This window comes from Rossellomorea aquimaris, assembly GCF_003315075.1.
Lineage (GTDB): Bacteria > Bacillota > Bacilli > Bacillales > Bacillaceae_B > Rossellomorea > Rossellomorea aquimaris_C.
On sequence record NZ_QNRJ01000017.1, the window covers coordinates 1 to 23,595 of the forward strand.

17 protein-coding genes and 2 pseudogenes are annotated in these 23,595 nt (G+C 35.0%); 2 read left to right on the plus strand and 17 right to left on the minus strand.

Going from position 1 to position 23,595, the window contains the following annotated elements; translation table 11 throughout:
- From DET59_RS16585 to DET59_RS16650, 13 genes and pseudogenes are all read right to left on the minus strand, one after another.
- Window positions 1-1,619: condensation domain-containing protein (locus DET59_RS16585; protein WP_142675602.1), on the minus strand; the 1,619-nt coding region annotated here is incomplete at its 3' end.
- A 22-nt stretch (window positions 1,620-1,641) separates the two neighbouring features.
- On the minus strand, window positions 1,642-2,340 hold the full coding sequence (locus DET59_RS16590) for a thioesterase II family protein (RefSeq protein WP_113970732.1): 699 nt from the start codon (window positions 2,338-2,340) through the stop codon (window positions 1,642-1,644).
- A 25-nt stretch (window positions 2,341-2,365) separates the two neighbouring features.
- The gene (locus tag DET59_RS16595) at window positions 2,366-6,790 is read right to left on the minus strand and encodes a non-ribosomal peptide synthetase (protein WP_113970733.1); all 4,425 of its coding nucleotides are present in this window, start codon (window positions 6,788-6,790) and stop codon (window positions 2,366-2,368) included.
- Entirely contained in the window at window positions 6,781-7,512 is a 732-nt protein-coding gene (locus DET59_RS16600) for a 4'-phosphopantetheinyl transferase family protein (RefSeq protein ID WP_113970734.1), read from the minus strand. The genes DET59_RS16595 and DET59_RS16600 overlap by 10 nt, the downstream gene beginning before the upstream one ends.
- A complete protein-coding gene (locus DET59_RS16605; protein WP_258549712.1) occupies window positions 7,509-8,954 on the minus strand; it encodes a serine hydrolase domain-containing protein in 1,446 nt (481 codons plus the stop codon). Before DET59_RS16605 ends, DET59_RS16600 begins: the two co-directional genes overlap by 4 nt.
- Window positions 8,955-8,966: 12 nt before the next feature.
- Complete coding sequence (locus DET59_RS16610; protein WP_113970736.1) at window positions 8,967-10,208, minus strand: MFS transporter; 1,242 nt, start codon at window positions 10,206-10,208, stop codon at window positions 8,967-8,969.
- 703 nt (window positions 10,209-10,911) lie between these two features.
- Window positions 10,912-12,480 (minus strand): recombinase family protein, encoded by a 1,569-nt coding sequence (locus DET59_RS16620; RefSeq protein ID WP_113970738.1) that lies wholly within the window; start codon window positions 12,478-12,480, stop codon window positions 10,912-10,914.
- A 79-nt stretch (window positions 12,481-12,559) separates the two neighbouring features.
- Window positions 12,560-13,564 (minus strand): annotated as a pseudogene (gene kamA, locus DET59_RS16625) (lysine 2,3-aminomutase); the annotation flags it as partial.
- A 92-nt stretch (window positions 13,565-13,656) separates the two neighbouring features.
- On the minus strand, window positions 13,657-14,490 hold the full coding sequence (gene ablB, locus DET59_RS16630) for a putative beta-lysine N-acetyltransferase (protein ID WP_113970739.1): 834 nt from the start codon (window positions 14,488-14,490) through the stop codon (window positions 13,657-13,659).
- Window positions 14,491-14,698: 208 nt separating this feature from the next.
- The gene (locus DET59_RS16635) at window positions 14,699-15,964 is read right to left on the minus strand and encodes a peptidase (protein ID WP_113970740.1); all 1,266 of its coding nucleotides are present in this window, start codon (window positions 15,962-15,964) and stop codon (window positions 14,699-14,701) included.
- Window positions 15,965-15,975: 11 nt separating this feature from the next.
- A complete protein-coding gene (locus DET59_RS16640) occupies window positions 15,976-16,638 on the minus strand; it encodes a 3-oxoacid CoA-transferase subunit B (RefSeq protein ID WP_113970741.1) in 663 nt (220 codons plus the stop codon).
- Window positions 16,617-17,315: a 3-oxoacid CoA-transferase subunit A gene (locus DET59_RS16645; protein WP_113970742.1), complete on the minus strand. Its 699-nt coding sequence runs from the start codon at window positions 17,313-17,315 to the stop codon at window positions 16,617-16,619. The genes DET59_RS16640 and DET59_RS16645 overlap by 22 nt, the downstream gene beginning before the upstream one ends.
- Window positions 17,316-17,317: 2 nt before the next feature.
- The gene (locus tag DET59_RS16650) at window positions 17,318-18,625 is read right to left on the minus strand and encodes an aspartate aminotransferase family protein (protein WP_113970743.1); all 1,308 of its coding nucleotides are present in this window, start codon (window positions 18,623-18,625) and stop codon (window positions 17,318-17,320) included.
- A 918-nt stretch (window positions 18,626-19,543) separates the two neighbouring features.
- Between DET59_RS16650 and DET59_RS16655 the strand changes: the two genes are divergently transcribed.
- Window positions 19,544-21,337 carry a methyl-accepting chemotaxis protein gene (locus tag DET59_RS16655; RefSeq protein ID WP_181778208.1) on the plus strand — a complete coding sequence of 598 codons (1,794 nt, stop codon included), beginning with the start codon at window positions 19,544-19,546 and terminating at the stop codon, window positions 21,335-21,337.
- A 64-nt stretch (window positions 21,338-21,401) separates the two neighbouring features.
- On the opposite strand, the gene DET59_RS21885 is transcribed toward DET59_RS16655, so the two are convergent.
- Window positions 21,402-21,542, minus strand: a complete 141-nt coding sequence (locus DET59_RS21885) for a YjcZ family sporulation protein (RefSeq protein ID WP_113970745.1) — start codon at window positions 21,540-21,542, stop codon at window positions 21,402-21,404.
- A gap of 164 nt (window positions 21,543-21,706) precedes the next feature.
- Here DET59_RS21885 and DET59_RS16665 point away from each other — a divergent pair.
- Window positions 21,707-21,919, plus strand: a pseudogene (locus DET59_RS16665) (DUF502 domain-containing protein); the annotation flags it as partial.
- Between the two features lie 100 nt (window positions 21,920-22,019).
- Here DET59_RS16665 and DET59_RS16670 read toward each other — a convergent pair.
- From DET59_RS16670 to msrA, 3 genes are all read right to left on the minus strand, one after another.
- A complete protein-coding gene (locus DET59_RS16670; protein WP_113970793.1) occupies window positions 22,020-22,520 on the minus strand; it encodes a PTS sugar transporter subunit IIA in 501 nt (166 codons plus the stop codon).
- Between the two features lie 108 nt (window positions 22,521-22,628).
- Window positions 22,629-23,051, minus strand: a complete 423-nt coding sequence (gene msrB, locus DET59_RS16675) for a peptide-methionine (R)-S-oxide reductase MsrB (protein WP_113970747.1) — start codon at window positions 23,049-23,051, stop codon at window positions 22,629-22,631.
- Complete coding sequence (msrA, locus tag DET59_RS16680; protein ID WP_113970794.1) at window positions 23,048-23,590, minus strand: peptide-methionine (S)-S-oxide reductase MsrA; 543 nt, start codon at window positions 23,588-23,590, stop codon at window positions 23,048-23,050. Before msrA ends, msrB begins: the two co-directional genes overlap by 4 nt.
- Window positions 23,591-23,595 lie beyond the last annotated feature (5 nt).

Genomic DNA, 23,595 nt, shown 5'->3' on the forward strand with positions numbered 1-23,595 from the left:
TCTATCGGGACATATGCTCCTCCTGCTTTTAGTACAGCAAGCATACTAATGATCATTTCAAGAGACCTATCGGTCATCACTCCTACCAACTCTCCCTTTTTAACCCCATGTTCTCTTAGGGTTCTGGCGAGTTGATTGCTTTTCCTGTTCAGTTCATCATAAGTTAGCCACTCATCATTTAGGACAACAGCGATGTTATCTGGTTTTTTCTTTACCTGTTGCTCAAATAAAGTATGAATCATTTTATCTTTAGGGAAGTTTACAGACCTCTTGTTTGTTAAATCTAATAAAATTTCTCTTTCGTAATCATTTACTAAATTAACTTCATTTATATTTTTTTCAACATTATCTACCATATATAGCATAATTGTTTTTAGAAAATTTAAGATAGATTCTATATCTTTGTGACAATACTTTTGTTTATTAAATAAGATTTCAATATTAAAAGGATTCTCATGCACTACTAGAGTTAAATTATAATTTGTTAGTGCTTTTGAATCGATCTTATTAATAGAAAAGGTAGAATTATCTTTCAGATATTTATCAATTGGATAATTTTCGTAAACAACAATGGACTCCAGAAGTTCTTCACTTGCATTTAGGTTAAAAACCTTTTTTATATCAAGCAATGAAATATTTTCAAATTCTTGTCTCTCTAAGGAACTATCTTGAACCTTTCTTAGACAATCAATTAATCTTTCGTCACCCGAAAAATTAAATCGCATTGGTAAGGTATTAATAAAGAGGCCCACACTATTTTCAATATTTAAAAGAGGGACGTTTCTTCCAGATACAGTTGTTCCAAATATGACGTCTTGGTTATTTGTAAGTTTTTGTAGAAGAATTCCCCAAGCAGTATTAATAAAATTTGCTAACGTAATATTTAACTTAGAAGCAATATTTTTTAAAGACTGAACTTCATCCAACGTCCAAAAACTAGACACCTTATTACTTTGATTTAAATCATTTTCATCTTTACTGCCATAATTAATTTCCTGCGATTTATATTCTTTTAAGTAATTCTCCCAATAGCTTGTTGACTTATCTTTTTGATTATTTATCCATTTAATATACTCCTTTGTTTTTAACTTAAGAGGAAACTCAGGAATTTTATCATTAGCAATATAGTCATATGCTTTACTAAATTCGGCTAAGAGAATCCCATTACTCCAGCCATCTAAAATAATGTGATGATTATCAATTATCATTTCATACTTAACATCATTTAATTTACACAATGTTACTTTAAAAGGGTTTTCTGTAAGGTCTATCTTATTAGTTAAACGATTTTCTTCCTTTATATTCTCAAGTTCATTTGTTTGATTTTGGGTATTGGATAAATCGTAGTATTCTTTTTTTATTTCTTTTTCTTTTAAGATCACTTGAATTGGTTGCTTAAGTTTTTTCCATCTAAACACAGTTCTCAAGGCTTCATTATTCTTTACTACATAGTTCCATGCTTCTTCAAAAAGTTCTTTGTCTAGTTTCCCATTTAATGTTAGTGAAAACTGTTCAAAATATTTGTTGCTCCTAACATCTTTTAAATGATGGTATAAAATTCCCTCTTGTGTAGAACTAAGTGCAACGATGTCTTCTATATTACTCTTATCAATTTTCATAATAGTCACCTTACTCTCTAAATTAAGATAATTCTTTAGAAATTAACCTACTAATTTTTCCTACATTACTGTTTATAAAAAAATGATTTCCTCCGAACTCATAAAATTCACACGATTTTTCTGTATGAGTACTCCACTCAAAAAGTTTTGGTATGTTGATATTTTCATTTGTTCCATAAAGAACACTAAAATCTATAGGAAATTTAAGATCCGGGATAAAATCAATAGTATCAAGTAACTTGAAATCGTTTTTCAGAATAGGAATATAAATTTTCTGCAATTCCTTATTTTCTTGAACTTCTCGAGGTGTCCCCCCCAATTTAATTACTTCCTTGAAGAAATCGTCATTATTATAAAGATAAATCTTTCTCTCAAACGCTCTGCGAGTAGGTGGTAGAGCCCCTGATAAAAATAAGTGAACTGGTTGTGGAGAACAAAGTTTTTCATTTCTATCACATAAATAATATGCTATCTTAGCACCCATACTGTGACCAAAAAATGCGTATTCCGATTCAATGGTTTCAGGGTCAATGATAGAATAAACATCTTCAATTAATTCTTCAAAAGACTCGTAAAATGGTTCTGTAAATCTACTTCCTCTTCCTTTTAATTCAATAGGAATAACATCAATATTTTGATTAACTTCCTTTCTAAATTTAAAAAAAATGGAATTTGAAGATCCGCCTGCATAAGGGAAGCAGAATAACTTTATATTCTTCATAAAATAACTACTCCTTAACTTTCTTTCAATTCATATCTATCAATTCAAATAAATCCTCTTCACTAATATCAACCGTTTCAAAATCCGATGGCGTAAAAAGAGTTTGATTCATCTTTGAATATTCAGCAATTTCATTGATTTGCTCTTTAAATTTTTCAATAAATTTTAATACTGACGTGATATCATACTTTGAAGAATCATAACTTGCTTCTATATTTAGAAGCCCATTCACTACAAATAAATTAAATTCAATTGAAGTAGTAAGTGAATTTGACAAACCTTTATCTCTTCCTAGAGATCGATACGAAATTTTAAAATCCTTGCTATCAAAAGTGTTATCCAAATCACCTAAAAAATTAAACCTTATTGGTGAATTAGCTAGAGTAATATTATTAGTCATACAATATTCTAGAGTATTGTCAAATGCATTTTTATAATTCTCTCTAATTTGCTCTTTTATGGAATAAATGATTTTTTCGTAGCAAGTGTTTTTTGGTAAATAAAATTGAGCTAAGAACATATTTGTAAACCAACCGACTGTTCTACTAACGTCATAGTCGAATCCATTTATATCTCTACCATGTGTTTCAAGTTCGAAACTTATATCATTCTTTCCAGTAGAATCTCTTAAAGAAATAACAAATGCAGCTAACAATACCTCATTCGCAGTTAAATGAGTAGTTGCAAGGAATGAATTTGTTTGTCTTAAGTCTAATTTTGATGATGTTTTTTCATTGTTCATTTCAGTACTGACATAACTTTCTTTTTCTACCTTGAGAATAGTATTATCTATAGTCTCTGCTTTTTTAGACTTTTTATTTTGCAAAACAGTATTAACTTTGTTGTTCCATTCCTTAATTGAATCACTTTTAAAAGAAATTAAATTGTAATCTGGATCTGATAGCGTTCGTTCAAAATCTTCGAGGATAATTCTCCAAGAAACTCCATCCACTAATAGGTGATGTGCAGTGAACAGTATCCATTTTTCTTTCTGTTCACCAAAATCAAATATCAATATTTTAAAACACAAATCTTTTTCTACATCCATTTTGCTTTTTATTTCATTACATATACTGTAAATATCTTCTATATTATCTTCGGTGGATTTCCCCGAATAATCAAAATAAATTAAACCATCTTCTGAAGGATCACCGTTTATAAATGCATTATTAAAATACATTTTCATTTTTTGAGAATCTAGATTTAATCTTAGAGAGTCATGTGCTTTAATAAGCTTGTTATAAGCATTTTTATATTCGGATAGTTCTATACTTTTCATGGTCTCAATTAATATTGATTGGTTCCAATAATGCTTTTCTTTGAATTCTTTACTCAAAAACCAGTCCATCATCGGAGAATTTTCAATGAATCCGTTTTGTAAACTAGAATTAGAAGGAATTTTCTTGTTTATTTTAATCAGGTGTACTAAATCATATAAAAGTGGTGTTAATATCACATCCCGAACGTCTAAGAGGTACCCGGAAATCCTCAACTTACTTGTAAGTTGCATAGCTTTTATGGAATCGCCACCCAACAAGAAGAAGTTGTCATTAATTGTAACTTCGTTTAACTTCAGCACTTCTTTAACTGTTGACAGTAAAATTTTTGATATCTCATTTTCTGATTGATAGTTGATTTGAAATTGGTCTATTTCTAAAAGAGATAATAATTTGTTTTTATCTACCTTTCCATTATGTGTAAGTGGAATTTCATCAACTAGCATAATACTCCTTGGTATCATGTAACTTGGAACTTTTTCTGAAAGGTATCTTGATACTTCTGTATTCGTAAGTGTATTCTTACCGATAATAAATGCACAAATTATACTTTGGGAAGGATGTTGCATTAAAGCAACTTCACTAATATTAGAATGTTTTAATAGGTTATTACTAATCTCATCTAATTCAATTCTATGGCCGTTTATTTTGACCTGATTATCTTTCCTACCCACATATTCCAAATTTTCTCCATTTATAAACCTTGCTAAATCTCCTGTTTTATAAAGAGTTTTATCATTTCTCTTAATAAAACTCTTTTGGGTCACTTCAGGTAAATTCAAATACCCTTTTGAGACTCCTGTACCTGAGACAAAAATTTCACCTATCTCGCCTGGTAAAGTGGGTTCTAAATTTTCGTTTAACAAATGAATAGTTGTATTACTAATTGGCTCACCAATCGGAACAGCATAATTATTTACATATGTTTTCGGGTTAAATTTAAATGTCATGCAGCCTACTACCGTTTCTGTTGGTCCATATTCATTGTAAATATTAGGATGGTCGAACCTTTCATAAATATCACTTGCTAAACTAGTTAATAATTGTTCTCCTCCTACAATAAAAGTTTTTAAGCTAGAGTTACTTGTTTCCATATCCAAAAGTAATGATAGGTGAGAAGGTGTAAGTTTTATTATATTGGCGGTCTTATCTTCTATTATTTTCTTTAGAATAAATTTATTTGTTTCTTCAGAGTAAATTGCTACTTTACTCCCACTAACAAGTGGTGCAAAAATAGAGGTAAGTGTTAAATCAAATGATATAGATGAATAAAAAGCAAATACATCCAACGGACTATTTAAATAATTCTTACTTGCCCATATAATATAGTTTAATAAACCTTTGTTATGTACCAATACTCCTTTTGGATTACCAGTTGATCCGGAGGTATAGAGTATGTAAGCTATGTCATCAGGCTTAGAACTTACACTTTCTGTTTTATGGTAAATTGAGTTATTAATTTCCATTAAATTCACATGAATTATAGGAGTAAACATTTCCAACCATCCATTTTTACTGTCATTAATAATGACTAGAGACACTTTCGCATCTTTCACTATAAACCTTATTCTCTCCTTTGGAGAATTTCCATCTATGGGAATGAATATAGCCCCTATTTTCATTATTGCCAAGATAGAAACTATTGTTTCAGTTGAGTTATGCATTAGCAATCCTACTCTTGAGTTTTGCTTAATTCCTCTACTTAGTAAAATATTCGCAAATGCATTAACTTTACTTGCTAGCTCGTCATAACTAACGTTTCCATTTTCTGAAATGATTGCAATACTTTCGGGAGTTAGTAATGCATTCTTTTCGATAATTTCTAATAAACTATAATTAGAATCAAAGTCTTCTTGTTTAGATTCAAGTTTATATAGAGGCTTTAATTCTAAATCTTTTACAGTTAGTTCCTTTTTGGGTTGAAACGTTATTTTTGAAATTAAATCTTTTATAAGATTGACAAATGTTTTTATTTGAAAATCGTTATAGTCAGTAGATTTATAATCTACAGTAATAACAAAATTTTCATTTATTTTGTTAACAATTACCTGTTTTGAATAAAACTGCTGCCCACTAAAAATTGGTTTATTTACTATCTTTTTCCCATCAATTTCTTCTTTTAAATCCATATTGTATACATTCACACTAATGTCTATTAAGTTATTTAGATTATTTGATGAAAATTCTTTGATTATTAAATTATAAGGATATTTTTGATGTTTATAACTCTTAAATAGTGCTTTCTGAATTTCATACATCTCATTAATTACACTGTTGTTTTCATTGATTTTTGACAATATGGGCACTGTACTTGTGAGCATACCAAAAGTTTCTTTTAGTTCATGATCTACCCTGTTAAAAACAGGGACCCCTATTATTTTTTTATTATTGTTAAATGCCAAAGAGTAATATAGTTTTATTATTGAAATAAAGAATGTACTGTTATTTAATCCGTTACTTTGTATAAACGTTCTTATTGAACTACTCATCTGACTATCTAATATAAACTCGATTCTTTTAGCATCAGTTTCATACAAAGTTTGACTATTATCTATAGAGGGATTGAAATCGTTTAGTGAATTAGACCAGAAATCTTTGTCTTTTAAAAATCTTTTCGAATTTAAATAGTTTGTTTCTTTTTTTAAATAATTCAAATATCTATTTTTAATTTTTATGTTACTAGTGCTAGATGAATTCTTCTGAAGTAACCTCTCATAAATATCCACAATTCCATTTGATAATAAATTTACTGACCATCCATCAGAAATAACATGATGTAGCTTCACAAAATAACCTGATCTTTCATTATTGAGTTTAAATAAACCAAAAGAATATAACTCGGTTTCAAATATACTTTTAAATGGAATTTTTGCTAGATTATCAAAATAGGATAACATTTCTCTTTCATTTGCAAAGTTAAATACTTCAAAGTTTTTGGGTTCATACTCCATTATTGTTTGAAATATTTCTCCTTCTCTTCGAAACAGAAGAATTCTCAGTGCTTCGTTTTCCTTTATAAATATATTTATTGAATTAATAAGGGTACTGAAATTTACTTCTCCCTCAATTAACGCATACCCACAAATATTATTTATTGAAGAGTCACTATAAACCTTTTCAATATTTACAATTCTCTTTTGTGCATGGGATAACTTATGGAATTCTAGGTCCATTGCTTTTCTCCTTTCAATTTATATTCTTCATAAAAATTTAACAAATCTTGCATTTTAATAATTTCTGTTATTTCAAATTCACTACCTTCCTCAAAACAAATAGACAGCATATAGTTTGAGTCTAATATTAACGATTGTATTTTTATTTTATTATTTATAGTTGGAAATGCTAAATTGTCTTCATATCCAATGGTAATAACGTTTTTTTGTGCAAATTCCACATAAAAGCTTTTAAATGACAAGCTTAGCCCCAGACCAGTATATTTAACAAAACTTTCTTTAACCGTCCAGATTCTGTAAAATTCTTTCAGGTTATTAGAATTACTGTTTAAAAATTCAATCTCTTTTGTATGAAATTGCTCCTTTATAATTTCTATGTCTATATCAATTACTTGTTCGATATCAACCCCAACAGATTTTTTGTCTATACAACAAACAACCCAATCTCCAGCGTGCGATATATTATAATGAAGATTGTCAATATTTAAATATGGTTTACCATATTTGTTCCTGAAAATTTTATAATTATTTACTTTTCCACTATTATTTTTAAGAATTATATATTTTAATAGCAGCTCACCAACAAGCGATCTAGTCTTATCGTTTTGATATCTAAGTTGTATAATTTTTTGTTGTAAAGATTTTGATACTTCTCTAATCAAATTATTATATTTAGGAAGCTCTAAATTAAATTCGGAAACATTTATAGCGTATACATTCATGTTATTTCACGTCTGTTTCTTAAACTTAACCTAATAGAAAAATATATAGCAGTTGATAAGACTAATAAACTTATTAATATAACAGCCGGTATTAAAGAAAAAGGTAACCAAACAATTAAAAAATCCCACGACATTCCTAATAACAAAGTTGGTAATTTATACAATAAAAAGAAAAATATTGTAATTAAAGCTGCAATGAAAATTGTTTTCAAGTTTACGATTTTTATACGAATATTCTGTCCTCTATCTTCTTTAATTAGTTTATTTATCTTAAGAAAAAGAAAAACATTAAAAATCAAGAGAACTAATATTGAAAACGTGAGAATTTTATCTATTCTTTGATTGAAATCTTTGGGTATGCTTTCTGTAACCCCTGGAGAAATTATATCCTTCAAACCATAAGCAATACTAGTACTGTAGGAAGTATTTAGATTATTGAGTACTCCTATTCCAATATTGTTTTTTTTATCAATTAAAATAAAGGAAGAGTAATTCGGGTTATTCCCCCCATGAAAAAGTTCTGTATTTTTTTTATCATCAAGTTGAAACCATCCAGCTGCATAATTTAATTTACTATTAATAGAAGAACTGTTTTCTTGCGATAAAATAATTAGATCCTCAAATCCTTTGATCTTAATATTTCCTAGTTGAATATTAATCCATCTTGATATGTCAATAATATTAGAGTTAAAATACCCTGCGGGAACATTTCCATAATACTTTGGTGCGTCGTATCTGAAAGTTGTAAAGAATCCATTTTTGTAACCTATTGCTTTATCATGACCAAAATATTCATACCCAACGGTAGTATTTTCTAATCCTAATGGTTGTAATATTTCTTTATACATAAAATCACTAAACTTTTCTCCTGAGACTTCCTCAATTATTAATCCTAATAAATCATAATTAAAAGTTACGTATTCATATTTTTTTCCTGGTATTTGATTTAATTTTAAATCCTTTAACTGCCAAGCTGTCGCTTTTAAACCAAAATTTTTATTATTTTTAGGAATTTCAGATATAGATGAATATGGTATTCCACTTCGATGATGCAATAAATCATGAATAGTAATTTTTTCAGTTTTACCATTAAATGTTACATTCAACCAAGGTAGATATTTCTTTATATCATCATTTAAATCGATTTTTCCTTCTTTATATAGCTTTAAGACACCTAATGCTGTAAAAGCTTTTGAGTTCGATCCTATCTCAAATAACGTATTATTTGTTATTATTTCACTTGATTTGTTAAATGTATTACGATAAAAAATCTTTCCGTCTTTTACAATTACTACCGAAAGATCTTTAATATCACCTTTATCAATCTCATTCAATAGGTACTCATTAATTGTTTCTTCTCTATCAGTAGCAGATGTTACACTTAAACTAATAAAGTTTAAAAAAATTACAATTACAATTGCTCTTTTGAAAATACTAATCACTGTTTTCAATACCTATACCTCAATTGCATTTTGATTCGACTTAACTTTTTTGTTACTGTAGTTCAAAAACAATCCTATATAAACAACTGATATGAAAAGAAAACTAGAGGATAAAATAAAAATCTGCCTCAGGTCAATAAAGTCTAATAGCACGCCAAACATTGCTGCACCTAAAGGAAATGCAAATCCAACTATACTAAACAAACTACCGAAGACTCTTCCTCTGAATTTTTCTGATACATGAATTTGCAGTAAACTAAAAAGTAAAGTATTCCAAATACCTAATCCCATATTGAACATAAATAGTGAGAGGATATTAATATATAAATTAGATGTTAAAGGAAAGTATATGATATTTAACATTAATAAAAGTGATAATACAATTGACTTATTTAATAAAAGATGCTTATCAATATACTTAGTTGCTAAACTACCCGTTAATACTCCAAGTGCAATAAATACTTCCATTGCTGCATATCCAAATGAGCCTTTATTTAGAATTTCAACGGACCAAGCAGGCCCTAGAGTAAAAAACGGAACAAAAAATAGATTAATTACGAAAATACCAGGTAGCAAACCTTTTAAGACATTATAAGAAAACATATATTTTAGGCCTTCTACAAAGTCTTTATAGTGGTTAAAAACTCCGCTCTTAACAGATAAAGGATCCTTACTTGTATCTTCTTTTTGCTTCTTGATTAAAGATAAGCAAACCAATGATACTAAAAAGGTTAATGCATTCACGAGGAATAAAATATTTGTATCTACCAAAGTTAAAAGAATTCCTCCCACTAACGCTCCTAAAATTGTGGAAATTTGCCCGGTACTTTGAACTAGACCATTTGCAGCAAACAAATTATCCTCTTCAACAATATCAGGTATAATCGCATTACATGCAGGTATAAAAATAAAATTACCCAGGTTTATTAAGAGATATATTATCGCAATATAAGAAAAATCAAATTCAGAAAATGTGATTAATAAGGTCAAGATAATTACTAAAACTAAACGGAAACCATCAGCAAACATCATGATATTTCTTCTATCATACTTGTCAGATAATACTCCACCAAAAAAGCCAAAAACAATTGGAATAGTTGTCATTAAACCAAGCCAGACCAAATATTTAGGCTCTCCGGTTTTTGATTGAACATACCAAAATAATGATAAAATAAACAAACTATTTCCAATATGAGAAGTCAGCAAACCAATAAAAAGATATTTAAAATTTTTATTTTTAAGTATTTTCAGCATTAAATTTCCTCCTATTTTTTTATATTTAATTTATTTGGAATATTAATAGTAAAAAATAAATGGTTCTGATGAACTGTTTTTTCATTTACCATTTAATTCCTTGATTATATTAACATAACAAAATCAACCCATATTACTCCTTATATACTAATTCCCTAGGAAAATTCTACATATTTTTACCTTTATCTAGCTTTTCCGACAAAAATTATAACTCTAGGCATATTTATGGAAATCTTTTTTGTAATTACTAGTTATCAGTCTTAATGAAATGGAAACCCCTACCTTCGTGTAATACGAAGGTAGGGGTTCATTATTTTTAAAATTACTAGTCTTGCCAATCATTTTTTTGTTAAGTTTATCAGTTTCATCTTTCGTATTAACAAAATCGCCTGCATTAAAACTTTTTTGACCTCTCAAAATCTTTAAACAACACTTAACTCTCCTTTTGCATTGTCAAAAGTCATTTCAAACGTTCCTTTCCATTTCCGATTAAAGAACTTAATTATTTTTGTGGGTTTAATTTGAAGATTATCTCTATTTATTTAATTTTGCCACTCTAGAGAACCAATCAGTATCGATTTTATTCTTATTAATTGTACAGGGCAGTTTCTACTACTTCCTTGGGAATTGATTTTGTTTATTAAAGTCACTTAACTGAAAAAAAAAGATTGAATCAATAAGCACAACCTACTTGGGTTAAACATTATTCTTTGTAATCAATTTCTAATGTAAATGGGTAACATCTCCTCTCATCATTTCGGGTTGATTTTACTAGTAATTCTTCAGGTATAACTCGTGAATAATAAATTTTATTAATAAAAGTCTTCAGTGTCAGGTTTACTTGCTCAGCATTCTTTCCCTTTAAATTTTCAATGGTCTCGATAATCCCGTTCATTTTTTCACCTTTACTTTCATTAGAATGATTATTTAACTCCTTTAGTATTTTATTTTTATCAACACCTAAACTTTGTTTTAATGATAATAAATTTTGCTTTTTCACCCTAATATCTTCTATTGAAAATATCCTCTCAACTGCTAAATCAATTAGACGTTTCTCTTGGTTTAAAACTTCTTCTAACTTCTTATCTATTTGATTAAGTCTATTTACCAACTGTTGTTCTATATTAGAGAAATCATTACTCTCAAGCAGATCAACACTTTTTATCAATTTAACTTTAAATTCTTGAATTTCTTTATGTATTTCATTTTCTACAAACTCTAATTTTATCCCACTATTTTTACATTTAACACCATCAGTTAGTAAGTATTCACATCGCTTAATGGTATAACTGGTACTACTCTTATTATCTTTTCTAATGGACATTTTTCTTCCACAAATCCCGCAGTATATTAAATCCTTTAGCATAGTTGTCCCTGTCTTACACGCTGGTTTTTCCCTAATTATAGATGCATTATTTGCCCTTGCTATTCGGTCTTGGTTCACACGTTCCCATTCTTCAGGGGATATTATCCATGGATGTGCTTTATCTACTACAATTGTATCTACAATTTCATATATAAACTTTCCGTTTTTCTTTTTTCTTTTTCTATCATTAAATACAATAGTACCTTTATAAACCGGGTTCTTTATGATTCTTTTTATTGTAGGTAATCCAAAAGGGTTGTTTTTTGATGTCTTATATCCTTCACTATTTAAAATATCGCGTATTTTAAAGCTACCCAATCCAATTGAATGAAGCTCAAATATATATCTGACTACTTTAGCATCTTCTTCCTTAATTTCTAGTCTTTTAGTTGTATTATTTCGAACATATCCAAAGGGAACATTTCCGCTAACATGTAACCCTGCTTTTGACATTTGTATCTTATTGAGTTTACTTCTTTTTCCAATAACACTGTGTTCATGACTTGCAATTAAACTTCCCAAGTCAAACATTAACCGATCATTTTCATTATTAGCAAGGTCGTATTCGTGGTATGGAGTTAAAATTGACTTTCCATAGTCGATAGAATGTTGTTTTACCGTTTGTGAAATAAGGCCATTTCTAGATAGCCTTGATAGTTCAAAGCAAAGGATTGCATCATACTCTTCTATGTTGCTTAGTAATCGTTTTAGTTCCTTTCTATCTTCAAGTTCAGATTTCCCTCCACTAATTACCTCACCGTATATGTCATATGTACATTTTATAGATTGTGCATAACCAATCAGTATCTCTCTGTGATTCTTTAGAGTTTCTTCAGTTTCGTTTTTCTTTTCTTGGCTTATTCTTAAATAGATGGCTATATGGTGATACTGGTGGTTTAACTTCAATTAAAAAATCCCCCTATACTTCTCTTTAGTTAAAAGTATAGGCATATATTACGTACTTCATACTTACAATAAAAAATTACGTCGGTACGGCATAGCCGGATGTATGCCCCCTTAAGCCTTCGATAATCTCCAGTCCTTTGGAAACAGGTGCGCGGAAGTGGCCGATTCCTTCTGATAAATCGCATTGATAAATATAGTATGGACGTACCCGGATCTTAACAAGATCGTGCATAAGCTTTTTCATAATAGGCACACTGTCGTTTATACCGGCGAGAATAACCGCTTGATTCCCTACAGGAACTCCTGCATTTACCAGCATTTCACACGCTTTCTTGGACTCTTCCGTAATTTCGATCGATGTATTAAAGTGAGTATTCAACCACACTGGGTGATATTTCTTCAAGATATTACACAGATTCTCGGTAATCCGCTGCGGAAACACGACGGGCGCCCTCGTTCCAATCCGGATGATCTCAACATGTGGAATATCTCTTAAGTTCTTTAAGATGTATTCAAGAATCTGGTCATTAATCAGTAGACCATCCCCACCCGATAGCAGTACGTCTCTTACAGTGGGAGTCTCCCGTATATATTCAATGGCTGCATCAAGTTGCTTCTTTGGTACGCCCATTCCAATTTGTCCCGAAAACCTTCTTCTCGTACAGTAACGGCAGTACATGGAGCATTGATTGGTTACGAGAAATAACACTCTGTCAGGATATCTGTGCGTCAATCCGGGAACAGGAGAATCTTCATCTTCATGTAAAGGATCCTCCAGATCATACTTCGTTTTATGAATTTCCTGACCGATCGGAACGGATTGCATCCGGATAGGGCAGCGCGCGTCATCCTCATTCATTAACCATGCATAATAAGGGGTAATATTAAGCGGGATCGTTTTAGTTGAAATCCTGACACCTTCCTCTTCATCCGGTGTCAGGTTTACCACTTTCTTTAAGTCATCAAGGGTCCTGATGGTGTTTGTCAGCTGCCATAACCAATTATTCCATTGTTCATCCGTTACGTCTTTCCAAAGCTCAATATCCTTCCAATCCCTTTTCGGTTTATAGAGATTCATTTTCATCTACTCCACCAACTTTCAAAAAAGTATCTTTCCACCTGGAACACAACTATACATTAGCCTATGAAATAGAATCCCAATCGGTTTTCATCCTTTTACATTACACTCAAATCTTTTTCCCAAATGTTCATATCTTCCATTTTGTCGAAGATGATGCAATTGTTCGCCAGTCTTCCACCGTATCGATATCCGAGCTGATGGAATACCGCATTCATACCAAATGAAAGTGCCCTGGCAATCGTATAAGCACAGAAAATGTCGCGGTTAAGCAGTTCCCATTCCAATTTTTGGATCAGATGCTTCATATACCCGCCTTTGCGATAGGAAGAGCGTGTAGCACAATCCGTCAATTCAGCGTTCTTACAGGTTGAAGATACATCGGCGGAAGCAGCACTGATGATTCTTCCTCCCTCCTCGATATAAACAAAGATTGTCCCACTTTTCATTGACTCTCTCACATAGTCGGGATTGTGTAATGGTACAGGATATAGCTTAAATACTTCCTGATAAAGGTCGGCCAGCTGCCCTGCATGGTCTTGGGTCGCGACGGAAATCGGTATAAGACCTCCGCTTTCGTGACTGCCGAGCTCCTGGACGGATTGAAGAATGGAATCCTCATCCCTCCAGTACGAGCTATTTCTTCTTTCATCCGTTAAAAACTTACTCATAAAAAAAGCTTTATCCCCATTAAAGTAAGCGTTTACTCCCCCCTCCAAGATGAACCCTTTTTCGAAAAAAAAGAGAGATTGATCCCGTCTTGCTTTCACAATTACTTTTTCATAAAGATTGGACTGAGTTTCTTTCTTCACATACTCCCACAGTAATACCGGGTTCCCTCTAAACTCATCCACCCGCAGCCTTCTGTTATAGCCATCTTTATAAATGGCAGCTTCTATCTTCGGTTTTTTAATATATTCGTATGTTTGCATTCTTATAAGCCCCTTTTTTACCAACATATGAAGGGATAAGGAAAGTTATGAAACAAACCACTATAAAAAGGAACAACCTATGTCATTAATCATGAGAGTTGTTCCTTCTTTGGATGATATGAAGTTTATAAGATTACATTGAAGCTGACCAACGGATTGTAAAAGGGTTAAATCACCATTTATTACTCTATACCCATAAAGAGGAAAATTATGACTCTTTATTACACCAATCCAAAATAAATAAGGAAAGTATTTCAGCAGTTTGGTAGATTTTATTCAATTCGATGTATTCGTTTGCGTCATGGGCCACTTCAGTTGTTCCAGGACCAAATACGACGACCGGAATATTCCCTCCCTTAGATAGGATTCCACCATCCGTTCCCCAGGGAGAAGCTTCAATGATTGGAGTGGTTTGCAATACTTCATTGGCATGATAGCAAAGCTTCTCCACTAATTCATGTTCACAGGAAAGGTCACCCGGCTGCCACCTTCCACCAAACCATTCAATTTCCACAGGATGATGATCAAACCATGAATCAACCTCATTCATCTTCGCGAGGGCATCTTCTACCTCTTTCTCTACTTGTTGTAAGGACTCCCATGGGCCAACCCCCACCCTTCCCTCTATGATAGCAAGATCGGGAACGGAGGACGGCCACTTCCCGCTTTCAATTCTTCCGATATTAATGGGTAATGGAATGGGAATATTTCTATATAATGGATCGTCCACCCTCTTGTTTCTCGATGATTCCAGTTCTTGAAGAGTTTGAATGACGGCATAGGCTTTATCAATGGCGTTTATCCCTTCATACCTGGTGCCCCCATGTGCCGATTTCCCTTTTACTTTCAAGCGGAACCACATGGATCCCTGTTGCTTCGGAAAGATCTTCATGTTGGTGGGTTCGGGAATAATGGCAGCATCAGCTGTGTACCCCCTCACTAAGGCGGCAAGCGTCCCGGTCCCGCCACTTTCCTCCTCTATCACACTTTGAAAGAGGATATCACCCTTCAGTGGGATGTTTAACTCCTTCACAATTTCCAATACAAGGAGTAAAGCAACCGATCCTCCCTTCATATCGGTTGACCCTCTTCCGTAAAGCTTTCCATCTTCAATCACACCACCGTAAGGATCATATGTCCAATTCTCCCTGTCCCCTTCAGTTACGACATCGATGTGTCCATTTAACAGAAGGCTCCTTCCTCCACCTGTTCCTTTTAGCACACCCACTACATTTGGGTTGCCTTCGAAGTTCTCACGATCACAACGATAAAAAGGATGATCCAGCACATCCGATTCTTTCACTTCCCAAATGTCCAACTCCAAGCCAAGCTTCCTGCATTTTTCGATGATAATCGCCTGAGCCTTAGATTCATTGCCCCTTACACTATCTTCCTGCACCAGCCTTTGCAGGAGCTTGATAGTGCTTTTCTTTTTTTCTTCTATTATTTCCTTGATGAGACGGTGAGTTTCCAAAGCGGTTCCTCCTAATCTATATACTTGATAGCGGGACTCACGGTATATTGAGCATCTGTAGTCTCTTCAATATCCTGAAGTGTGTATGGATTAAATAGTTCTTTTAATATCATTCGACCATCCTCAATGGTAAATACGGCCCTGTCCGTTATGATCATTGAAACACATGATCTCGTCGTTAATGGAAGCGTGCATTCCCGAACGATTTTGCTTCCACCTTTTTTATCTAAATGGGTCATGAGCACGATGACTCTCTTTGCCTTCGAGGCAAGTTCGGTCGCACCTCCCATCCCCGGTACTTTTTTGCCTGGTATGATCCAATTGGCAAGATCGCCTTTTTCACTAACTTGCAGGGAACCCAGAATCGTTAAATCAACTTTGCCCCGGCGAATCATGGCAAATGCGATGGAGCTATCTGTATAACAACCTCCATTCATCAATGAAACAGGGTATCCTCCCGCATTACACAAGTTTTCGTCCTCTTGCCCTTCCCCTGGTGCAGGTCCGATTCCAATAATCCCGTTCTCCGATTGAAAAACAACGGGAAACGCCGGGGGGAGATGATTGGGTACGAGAGATGGTATTCCGATCCCTAAATTTACGATCATATGCTCTTTCACTTCCAAAGACGCACGCTTAGCTAACTTATCCTTCAATTCGTTTCCCAGGCCCATTTCCAGTCGACTCCTTTAGATAACACAATATGATCTACAAAAACACCCGACGTGACAATTCCCTCAGGATCCAACTCGCCGACATCCACAATTTCTTCTGCCTCAACAATCGTGATATCTGCTGCCATAGCCACAAGTGGATTCGTATTTCTGGCACTTTTATCATAAATAAGGTTCCCATATGTGTCGGCTTTTTGGGCATATACTATCCCAATTTCTGCAACCAGGGCTGTTTCATATAAGTAACGGTCCCCATCTATCTCCAGTATCTCTTTTCCTTTATTTAAATATGGATCATCCACGCCTATTTCGGTTACGATACCCTTCAACCCCACTCCACCAGCCCGGATTCTTTCGGCCAATATTCCTTGAGGAGAGAATTCAACTTCCAGCTTCCCTTCACTCATTAATCGACCTGCTACCGGGTTAGACCCGATATGGGAGGCTATCACCTTCTTGACTCTGTATTGTGCAACCAGTTGTCCGATTCCGATATGAGGAAATCCTGTATCATTTCCAATAATCGTGATATCCTTTGTTCCCCAATCCAATAAGTGCTTACATATAGTAGGAGGAGAACCGACCCCTCCAAATCCGCCAAACATCAAGGTCATTCCATCATTGAAGAAATGCTTTATATTTTCATAGCTGCTTCTTTTATTTTGAAGACGGGACATATTTAGGTCTCCTTCCAATTCTCATCTACTACTTGAAAGGTTCTTCTGAGTCTTTTTACCATTTCCTCGAGCTCCCTTTTCGAACTGTTCAATGGAGGAGCAACCATAATGGCGGATCCTTTCCTCCCATCTATCCCCGCCGCTGCGGGATATAATAAAATCCCACATTCTACCCCGGCTTGAACAATATAAGAAGTAAATGGAGCTCCAAAGGAATTCAGCTCAATTCCCAGCATCAGTCCTTTTCCTCTCACATCTTGCACAAAGGAAAATTCAGTTTTTAATTTATCCAAAAGATTTTTCAAATAGGTTCCTTTATGATCGACACCTTCAATCATCTTTTCTGAATCAATCAGTTTTAGAACAGCAAGTGCTGCTGTTGCAGACATTGGATTTCCACTGTAGGTATGACCGCTCATAATGACTCTCGACCCATTCAATATCGGCTCCATAATGTTATCGGAAATGAGCGTTGCAGCAATAGGGGCATACCCGGCACTCAGCCCTTTCCCTATCGCTACAATATCGGCTTTTACTTGCCACTGCTCTAAAGCTAAAAAGGTTCCAGTCCGACCACAGCCTGTCATCACTTCATCTGAAATAAACAAAATATCATGTTTCTCACAGATTGATTTTATCCGTTTATAATAACCTTTTGGAGGAGTAATCGCCCCACCTGCCGCACCGATGATCGGTTCTGCCATAAATGCTGCAATGTTATCGGCACCTATTCTGCTGATCATCGTTTCCAATTGAGAAGCGCAGGCAAGGTCACACGATGGATGCGTTTTTCCGAAAGGACAGTGAACACAATAAGGCGGCTCAATGGTCGGCCAGTCACCTAAGAAGGAGTCGAATCGTTCTCTTCTGGATGGATGTCCTGATGCGGATAATGCACCGAAAGTGATACCATGGTAACTCAGCCATCTGGATAAAATCTTTCTTTTCATCGGTTTCCCTTGTTCCTGCCAATGTTGGATGGCAATTTTGATGGCCGTCTCAACCGCCTCAGAACCACTATTCACGAAGAAACTCCATGGATAGCCTGTCTTATCGTGAAGAAAGGCCGCTAAATCCTCAGCAGGCTGATTGCTGAATTGAGAGCGATACACAAATGCCACTTTATTTCCTTGATTCACAATGGATTGAAGAATTTCTTCCATACCATGTCCTACATTTGCCGTAACTGCTCCAGAACAAGCATCTATATACTCCCGGCCATCAGTATCGTACAAATACACACCTTTTCCGTAATCAATTGTCGGATAGTGTTCACCAATCAACGGCTTTATTAAATGCGAATGAGGCATAATCCCCCTCCTGAAAGAATCAGATTCGTACTCTCTTTCGATTCGCTCATCTAGTTGCATAAAAAGATTTCCCTACCATTATTCATATGTATGAAAAACAGAATCTTTCTTTTCTTTAGTCTCTTTTTATAAATTTTGTTGTTATCTTAGAAAGGTTGATTTCCGCTATAAGATGCTCGCTTTCCGGGAATGAGTGTAATCGGCACGCCTCAAGGGTCTCACCCACTGGTTTTGCAAACCTTCTAAAAAAGTGGCTTCATCTCTTAAATGAGTGGTGGTATGAAAACAGCGACCGTTCCTTTTCGCTCCAGGCACTTGCTTTCCGCGGGGAGGAAGTCGAGCCTCCTCGGGCTTTGCCCTGTGGGGTCTCGACCTTTCCTCTATTTCCCGCAGGAGTCAAGTGCCTTCCGCTACAATCCACTCTGTGCTTCTATATTTTAACTACCTGATTACGGATAGATAAGTACAAAATGCTCATTATGATAGCTAAAAAATCAGTTACTATGCAAAGCCAGTGGACCTCATCTGTCCAGCTATTGCCTCAGGAGACGAGTATCATTCAGTGAAAATAAACTTTCTTTGGATGCTTTATATACAAATGAAAACAACAAGCTTTTGGCAAATAATTTTTTTAAAGCTGAGGAGGCTCGGCCGAACGCAAGCTGCAAGCGGAGCAGTTCCCCTCACCACCCAGCATAAACCTGGTTGACAGAGCCTTGGCAGATTCTATGCTAGAAAACAACAATCTTTGCGAAAAGAACCTTTCATTAAGAGTATATTGAGTGAAATGTACTAAGATTCTTAAAAATTCGACAAAAAGTTTGCAAAGTGACTAGATAAATTAGGTCGATATGTATAAAATAATGGTAAGTTCATCCTATGATGCTACTTTTTGCTTATCTTCAGGAGGGGGAAATGGTGAAAAAGACAAGAGAAAAACATCTAAAAAAAGCACCAAAAACGAAGAAAAATAAGAAAGAAAAACAGAAAAAAACCTTGGGAGCCTTCTCATATTTCCGGACAATCCGGGGAAAAGTGGTTCTGTCTTTCGGTCTATTGACCATTGTCCTTTTAGTCCTTGCCTCTACTTCTTACTTCAATATGCTGAAGCTGGGAAAAGAAATCAACACGTTGATTACATACGATATGCAGGTTGATACGAAGGTGAAGGATTTATCAAAGGTATTAAATGAGATTGAAATAGGAGAACAAGGCTTTGTCATTACAGGGGCAACGGGATTTCTGGCACCCTATCAAAATGGTAAAGGTCAGGTAGAAAGTCACATCGAAGACTTGAATACTTTATTACAGGACGATCAGGAGCAGCTTGATAAATTAGATAAGATCGAAGCTCAATATGGATTCTGGATTCAATTCGTTGATCGGGTAATCGAGACAAGGAAAGATAAAGGTCTTGAGCAAGCAGCAACCCTCGTTGAATCTGGTACGGGGAAGAAGTATCTGGACGGAATCCGCTCATATGTAGATATGATTGTGGTCGACCAACAAAAGGATCTGAATAATCGGATTGATTCTCTAAATCAACAGGTTTTCCTGTCCAAAGTCGTTACCATTGGCTTATCAGCATTTGCGGTTTTATTGGCTATCTTCTTCGGAATCATTTTATCTCATACAATTAAGACGAACACAAGGAAAATCAGTCGCTCTATTTTAGAAATAGCCAACGCAGGCGGAGATTTAACAAAACGAATTCATGTGAAATCCAAGGATGAGCTAGCTGACCTGGCATCTGATACAAATCAGCTTATTGCCGGAATTGCCCTCCTGGTAAAGCAGGTTTCGGAAATGGCAGAAAACGTTTCAGCCAGCAGTCAGGAGCTTCTTGCTTCAGCCGAAGAAACGTCAAGGACGATTACTTCCATTGCAGAAACATCTACTGAAATTGCAGCTGGAAGCGATCAAACAACAAGTCGGATGTCTACCTCATTAGAAAAAATGAATAGCTTGGAAGAAGCCGCCCGTTTCTTATTCAATCAAGCTGAACAAGTTAAAGAAACCGCTCGTGATATGAGAGTAGTCGCTGAACGAGGCGGCAAAACCGTTCAAGCCTCTTCTTCTAAAATGTTGAACATTGAAGAAACCATGTCCAATACAAGTGAAACCGTCGAAGCGTTAGGACAGCGTTCATCACAAATTACGACGATTATCGGTACCATTACTGACATTGCAGAACAAACCAACCTACTTGCTTTGAATGCTGCCATTGAAGCGGCACGTGCCGGGGAGCATGGAAGAGGATTTGCCGTTGTGGCAGATGAAGTCAGGAAGCTGGCGGAACAATCCCGACAAGCGGCAAAAGGTGTAACCGAAATCGTACACAGTATTCAAGAAGAAGTGAATGTCATTATTAAGCAAAACTCGGATGGAGTAAAAGAGGTTATCGCAGGGGTCGAAATCACCAATGAAACAAACGCCACCCTTGAAGATATTCTAAGCCAAACCACCAAAACAACGGTGGTAGTGGATGAAATGGTTGGACATATTCAGGAAACCCTTAGTCTCAGTCAAGATGTAGCCGCTTCATTTGCCCTGGTCAATGAAATTGCTGAATCTACTGCTTCTAACACAGAAACCACTGCTGCTGCATCCGAGGAAGGATCTGCTGCGATGGAACAAGTAACAGCAAGCGCTTCAGAGCTTTCACAACAAGCGGAAAAATTGAAAGAACTTATTTCAAGTTTTAAAATTTAAGACTGAAAAAGAGCCGTCGAGTGACGGCTCTTTTTCATTTCTCATTTAACAACTAAATCTGGAATCACTTCCCGCAGTAGCAAACGGCTCCAATAATAATTAACAGGATGAATAACACAACAATCAACGCAAAATTATTGACACCGGCAACTGGATAAGCATATCCACCTTGATAACATGGATCACAACCATAACCATAGTTCATACCTATCACTCCTCAAAAAATATTTATTTACATTACACTGTATGTCATTCACCTATAAATGGTTTGTGTATTTGCCTAATTTATTTAGGGCTACTCCTTTTCTGTACCGTAGGCTTTCTATATAATAGGAATAGGTTACAAGAGTATACAGTAGAAATGACAGGATGAAATGCCTGGGCTTTATTACGACAGAAAACCTTACAGATTTGCATAATGACCTGCAAGATCACGTAGCAGTATACGTACCTCAAACGTTCCAAGTAGCAGGATTCACCTTTTTGATTCCCAAAAGCGATATTGAAATACTGGATATTAAATCTGAAGAAGCGATGAAATTTATATTGTCTGGCGGGATGACGACGAAGAAGGAGAAATAGTTGATAGGCTGATTACAGGAACATTGCGGTGATTTGCTCCGATCCCGATGTATACACTAAAAAAAGAGACCGGCAATCAAGCCGGTCCCTCCCTACTATATTATTTAGATGAAATTTCCAATACCTCATCTTGTCCTGCTGTCACAGACGTCAACTCTTTTTTCACTAGTTCAGCCATGTCATCACCGTTCGTTAAGATGATTGGTGTGATGGTACTTTTTGCTTTTTCTTTCACAAGGTCTAAGTCATACGTAATTAATGGATCACCGATATTCACTTTGGATCCTTCTGAAACATGTGCTTCAAAGCCTTCACCGTTCATTGATACTGTTTCAAGACCAATGTGGATAAGAATTTCAGCACCGTTTTTCGCTTTGATCCCAACTGCGTGCTTTGTTGGGAAAAGCTGCATGATTTCGCCGTCTACAGGTGAAACGACTTTACCTACTGTAGGATCAATCGCAATCCCGTCTCCCATCATCTTTTGAGAAAATACTGGATCCGGAACCTCTTCAAGTGATTTTAATGTACCCGTTAAAGGCGCAACTGCATGAACGGTTTTAGGTGCCTCTTCTTTTTTACCGAAAAGTTTCTTTAACATGATCATTCACCTTCCTATATATATTTTATATACACATATGTAGCGCAATGTAAACATCAGAAATCTATTCTAGCACATATGTGAAGAGTTTCACAACACTTCATTATATTAAAATAACTTTGTATATTTCCCATATCCTTCTTCGTCAAGCTTCTCTGCCGGGATAAATCGCAGAGCGGCTGAATTAATACAGTATCGAAGCTTCGTTGGTCCCGGACCATCATTAAATACGTGACCCAGGTGAGAATCTGCTTTTTTACTCCTTACTTCCGTTCTGACCATAAAATGACTGCGGTCTTCCTTTTCAGTGACTTCCTCTTCGTCGATCGGTTTTGTAAAACTTGGCCAACCACAGCCGGCATCATATTTATCTTTAGAGCTAAAGAGAGGTTTACCTGATACGATATCTACATAGATTCCCTCTTCAAACGTATTCCAATACTCATTCCTGAAAGGAGGTTCAGTGCCATTCTTTTGTGTGACATCATATTGTTCAGGAGTTAACGTTTTCTTTAAATCTTCTTTACTCATTTCTCTTCCCCCCAATGATTTTCAATGAATGCCATTCTCCCAGACCCTTGGCTGTATCGATTATAATGACCAGGGTTCTTTTTGTAATAACCCTGATGATACTCCTCTGCAGGATAAAATTCCTTCGCAGGCAGAATTTGAGTGGCAATCGGCTTTTGAAACTTGCCTGACTGCCCAAGTTTCTTTTTAGATTGTTCGGCAAGCACCTTTTGCTCTTCATTATGGTAGAAAATAACCGTTTTATACGAATGTCCACGGTCAAAGAATTGCCCTCCTGGATCGGTTGGGTCAATTTGCTGCCAGTATACTTCCAGTAATTTCTCGTAAGGAAACACTGATGGATCGTATTCAATTTGAACGGCCTCATAATGACCAGTCGTTTCTGAGCATACTTCTTTATAGGTTGGATTCGGAACGGTTCCTCCCGTGTAACCTGAAATCACACTGCCAATCCCCGGCTGTTCATCAAACGGTTTCACCATGCACCAAAAGCATCCTCCGGCAAATGTAGCTTTTTCATACTGCGAAGCTTCCGACATGCTCA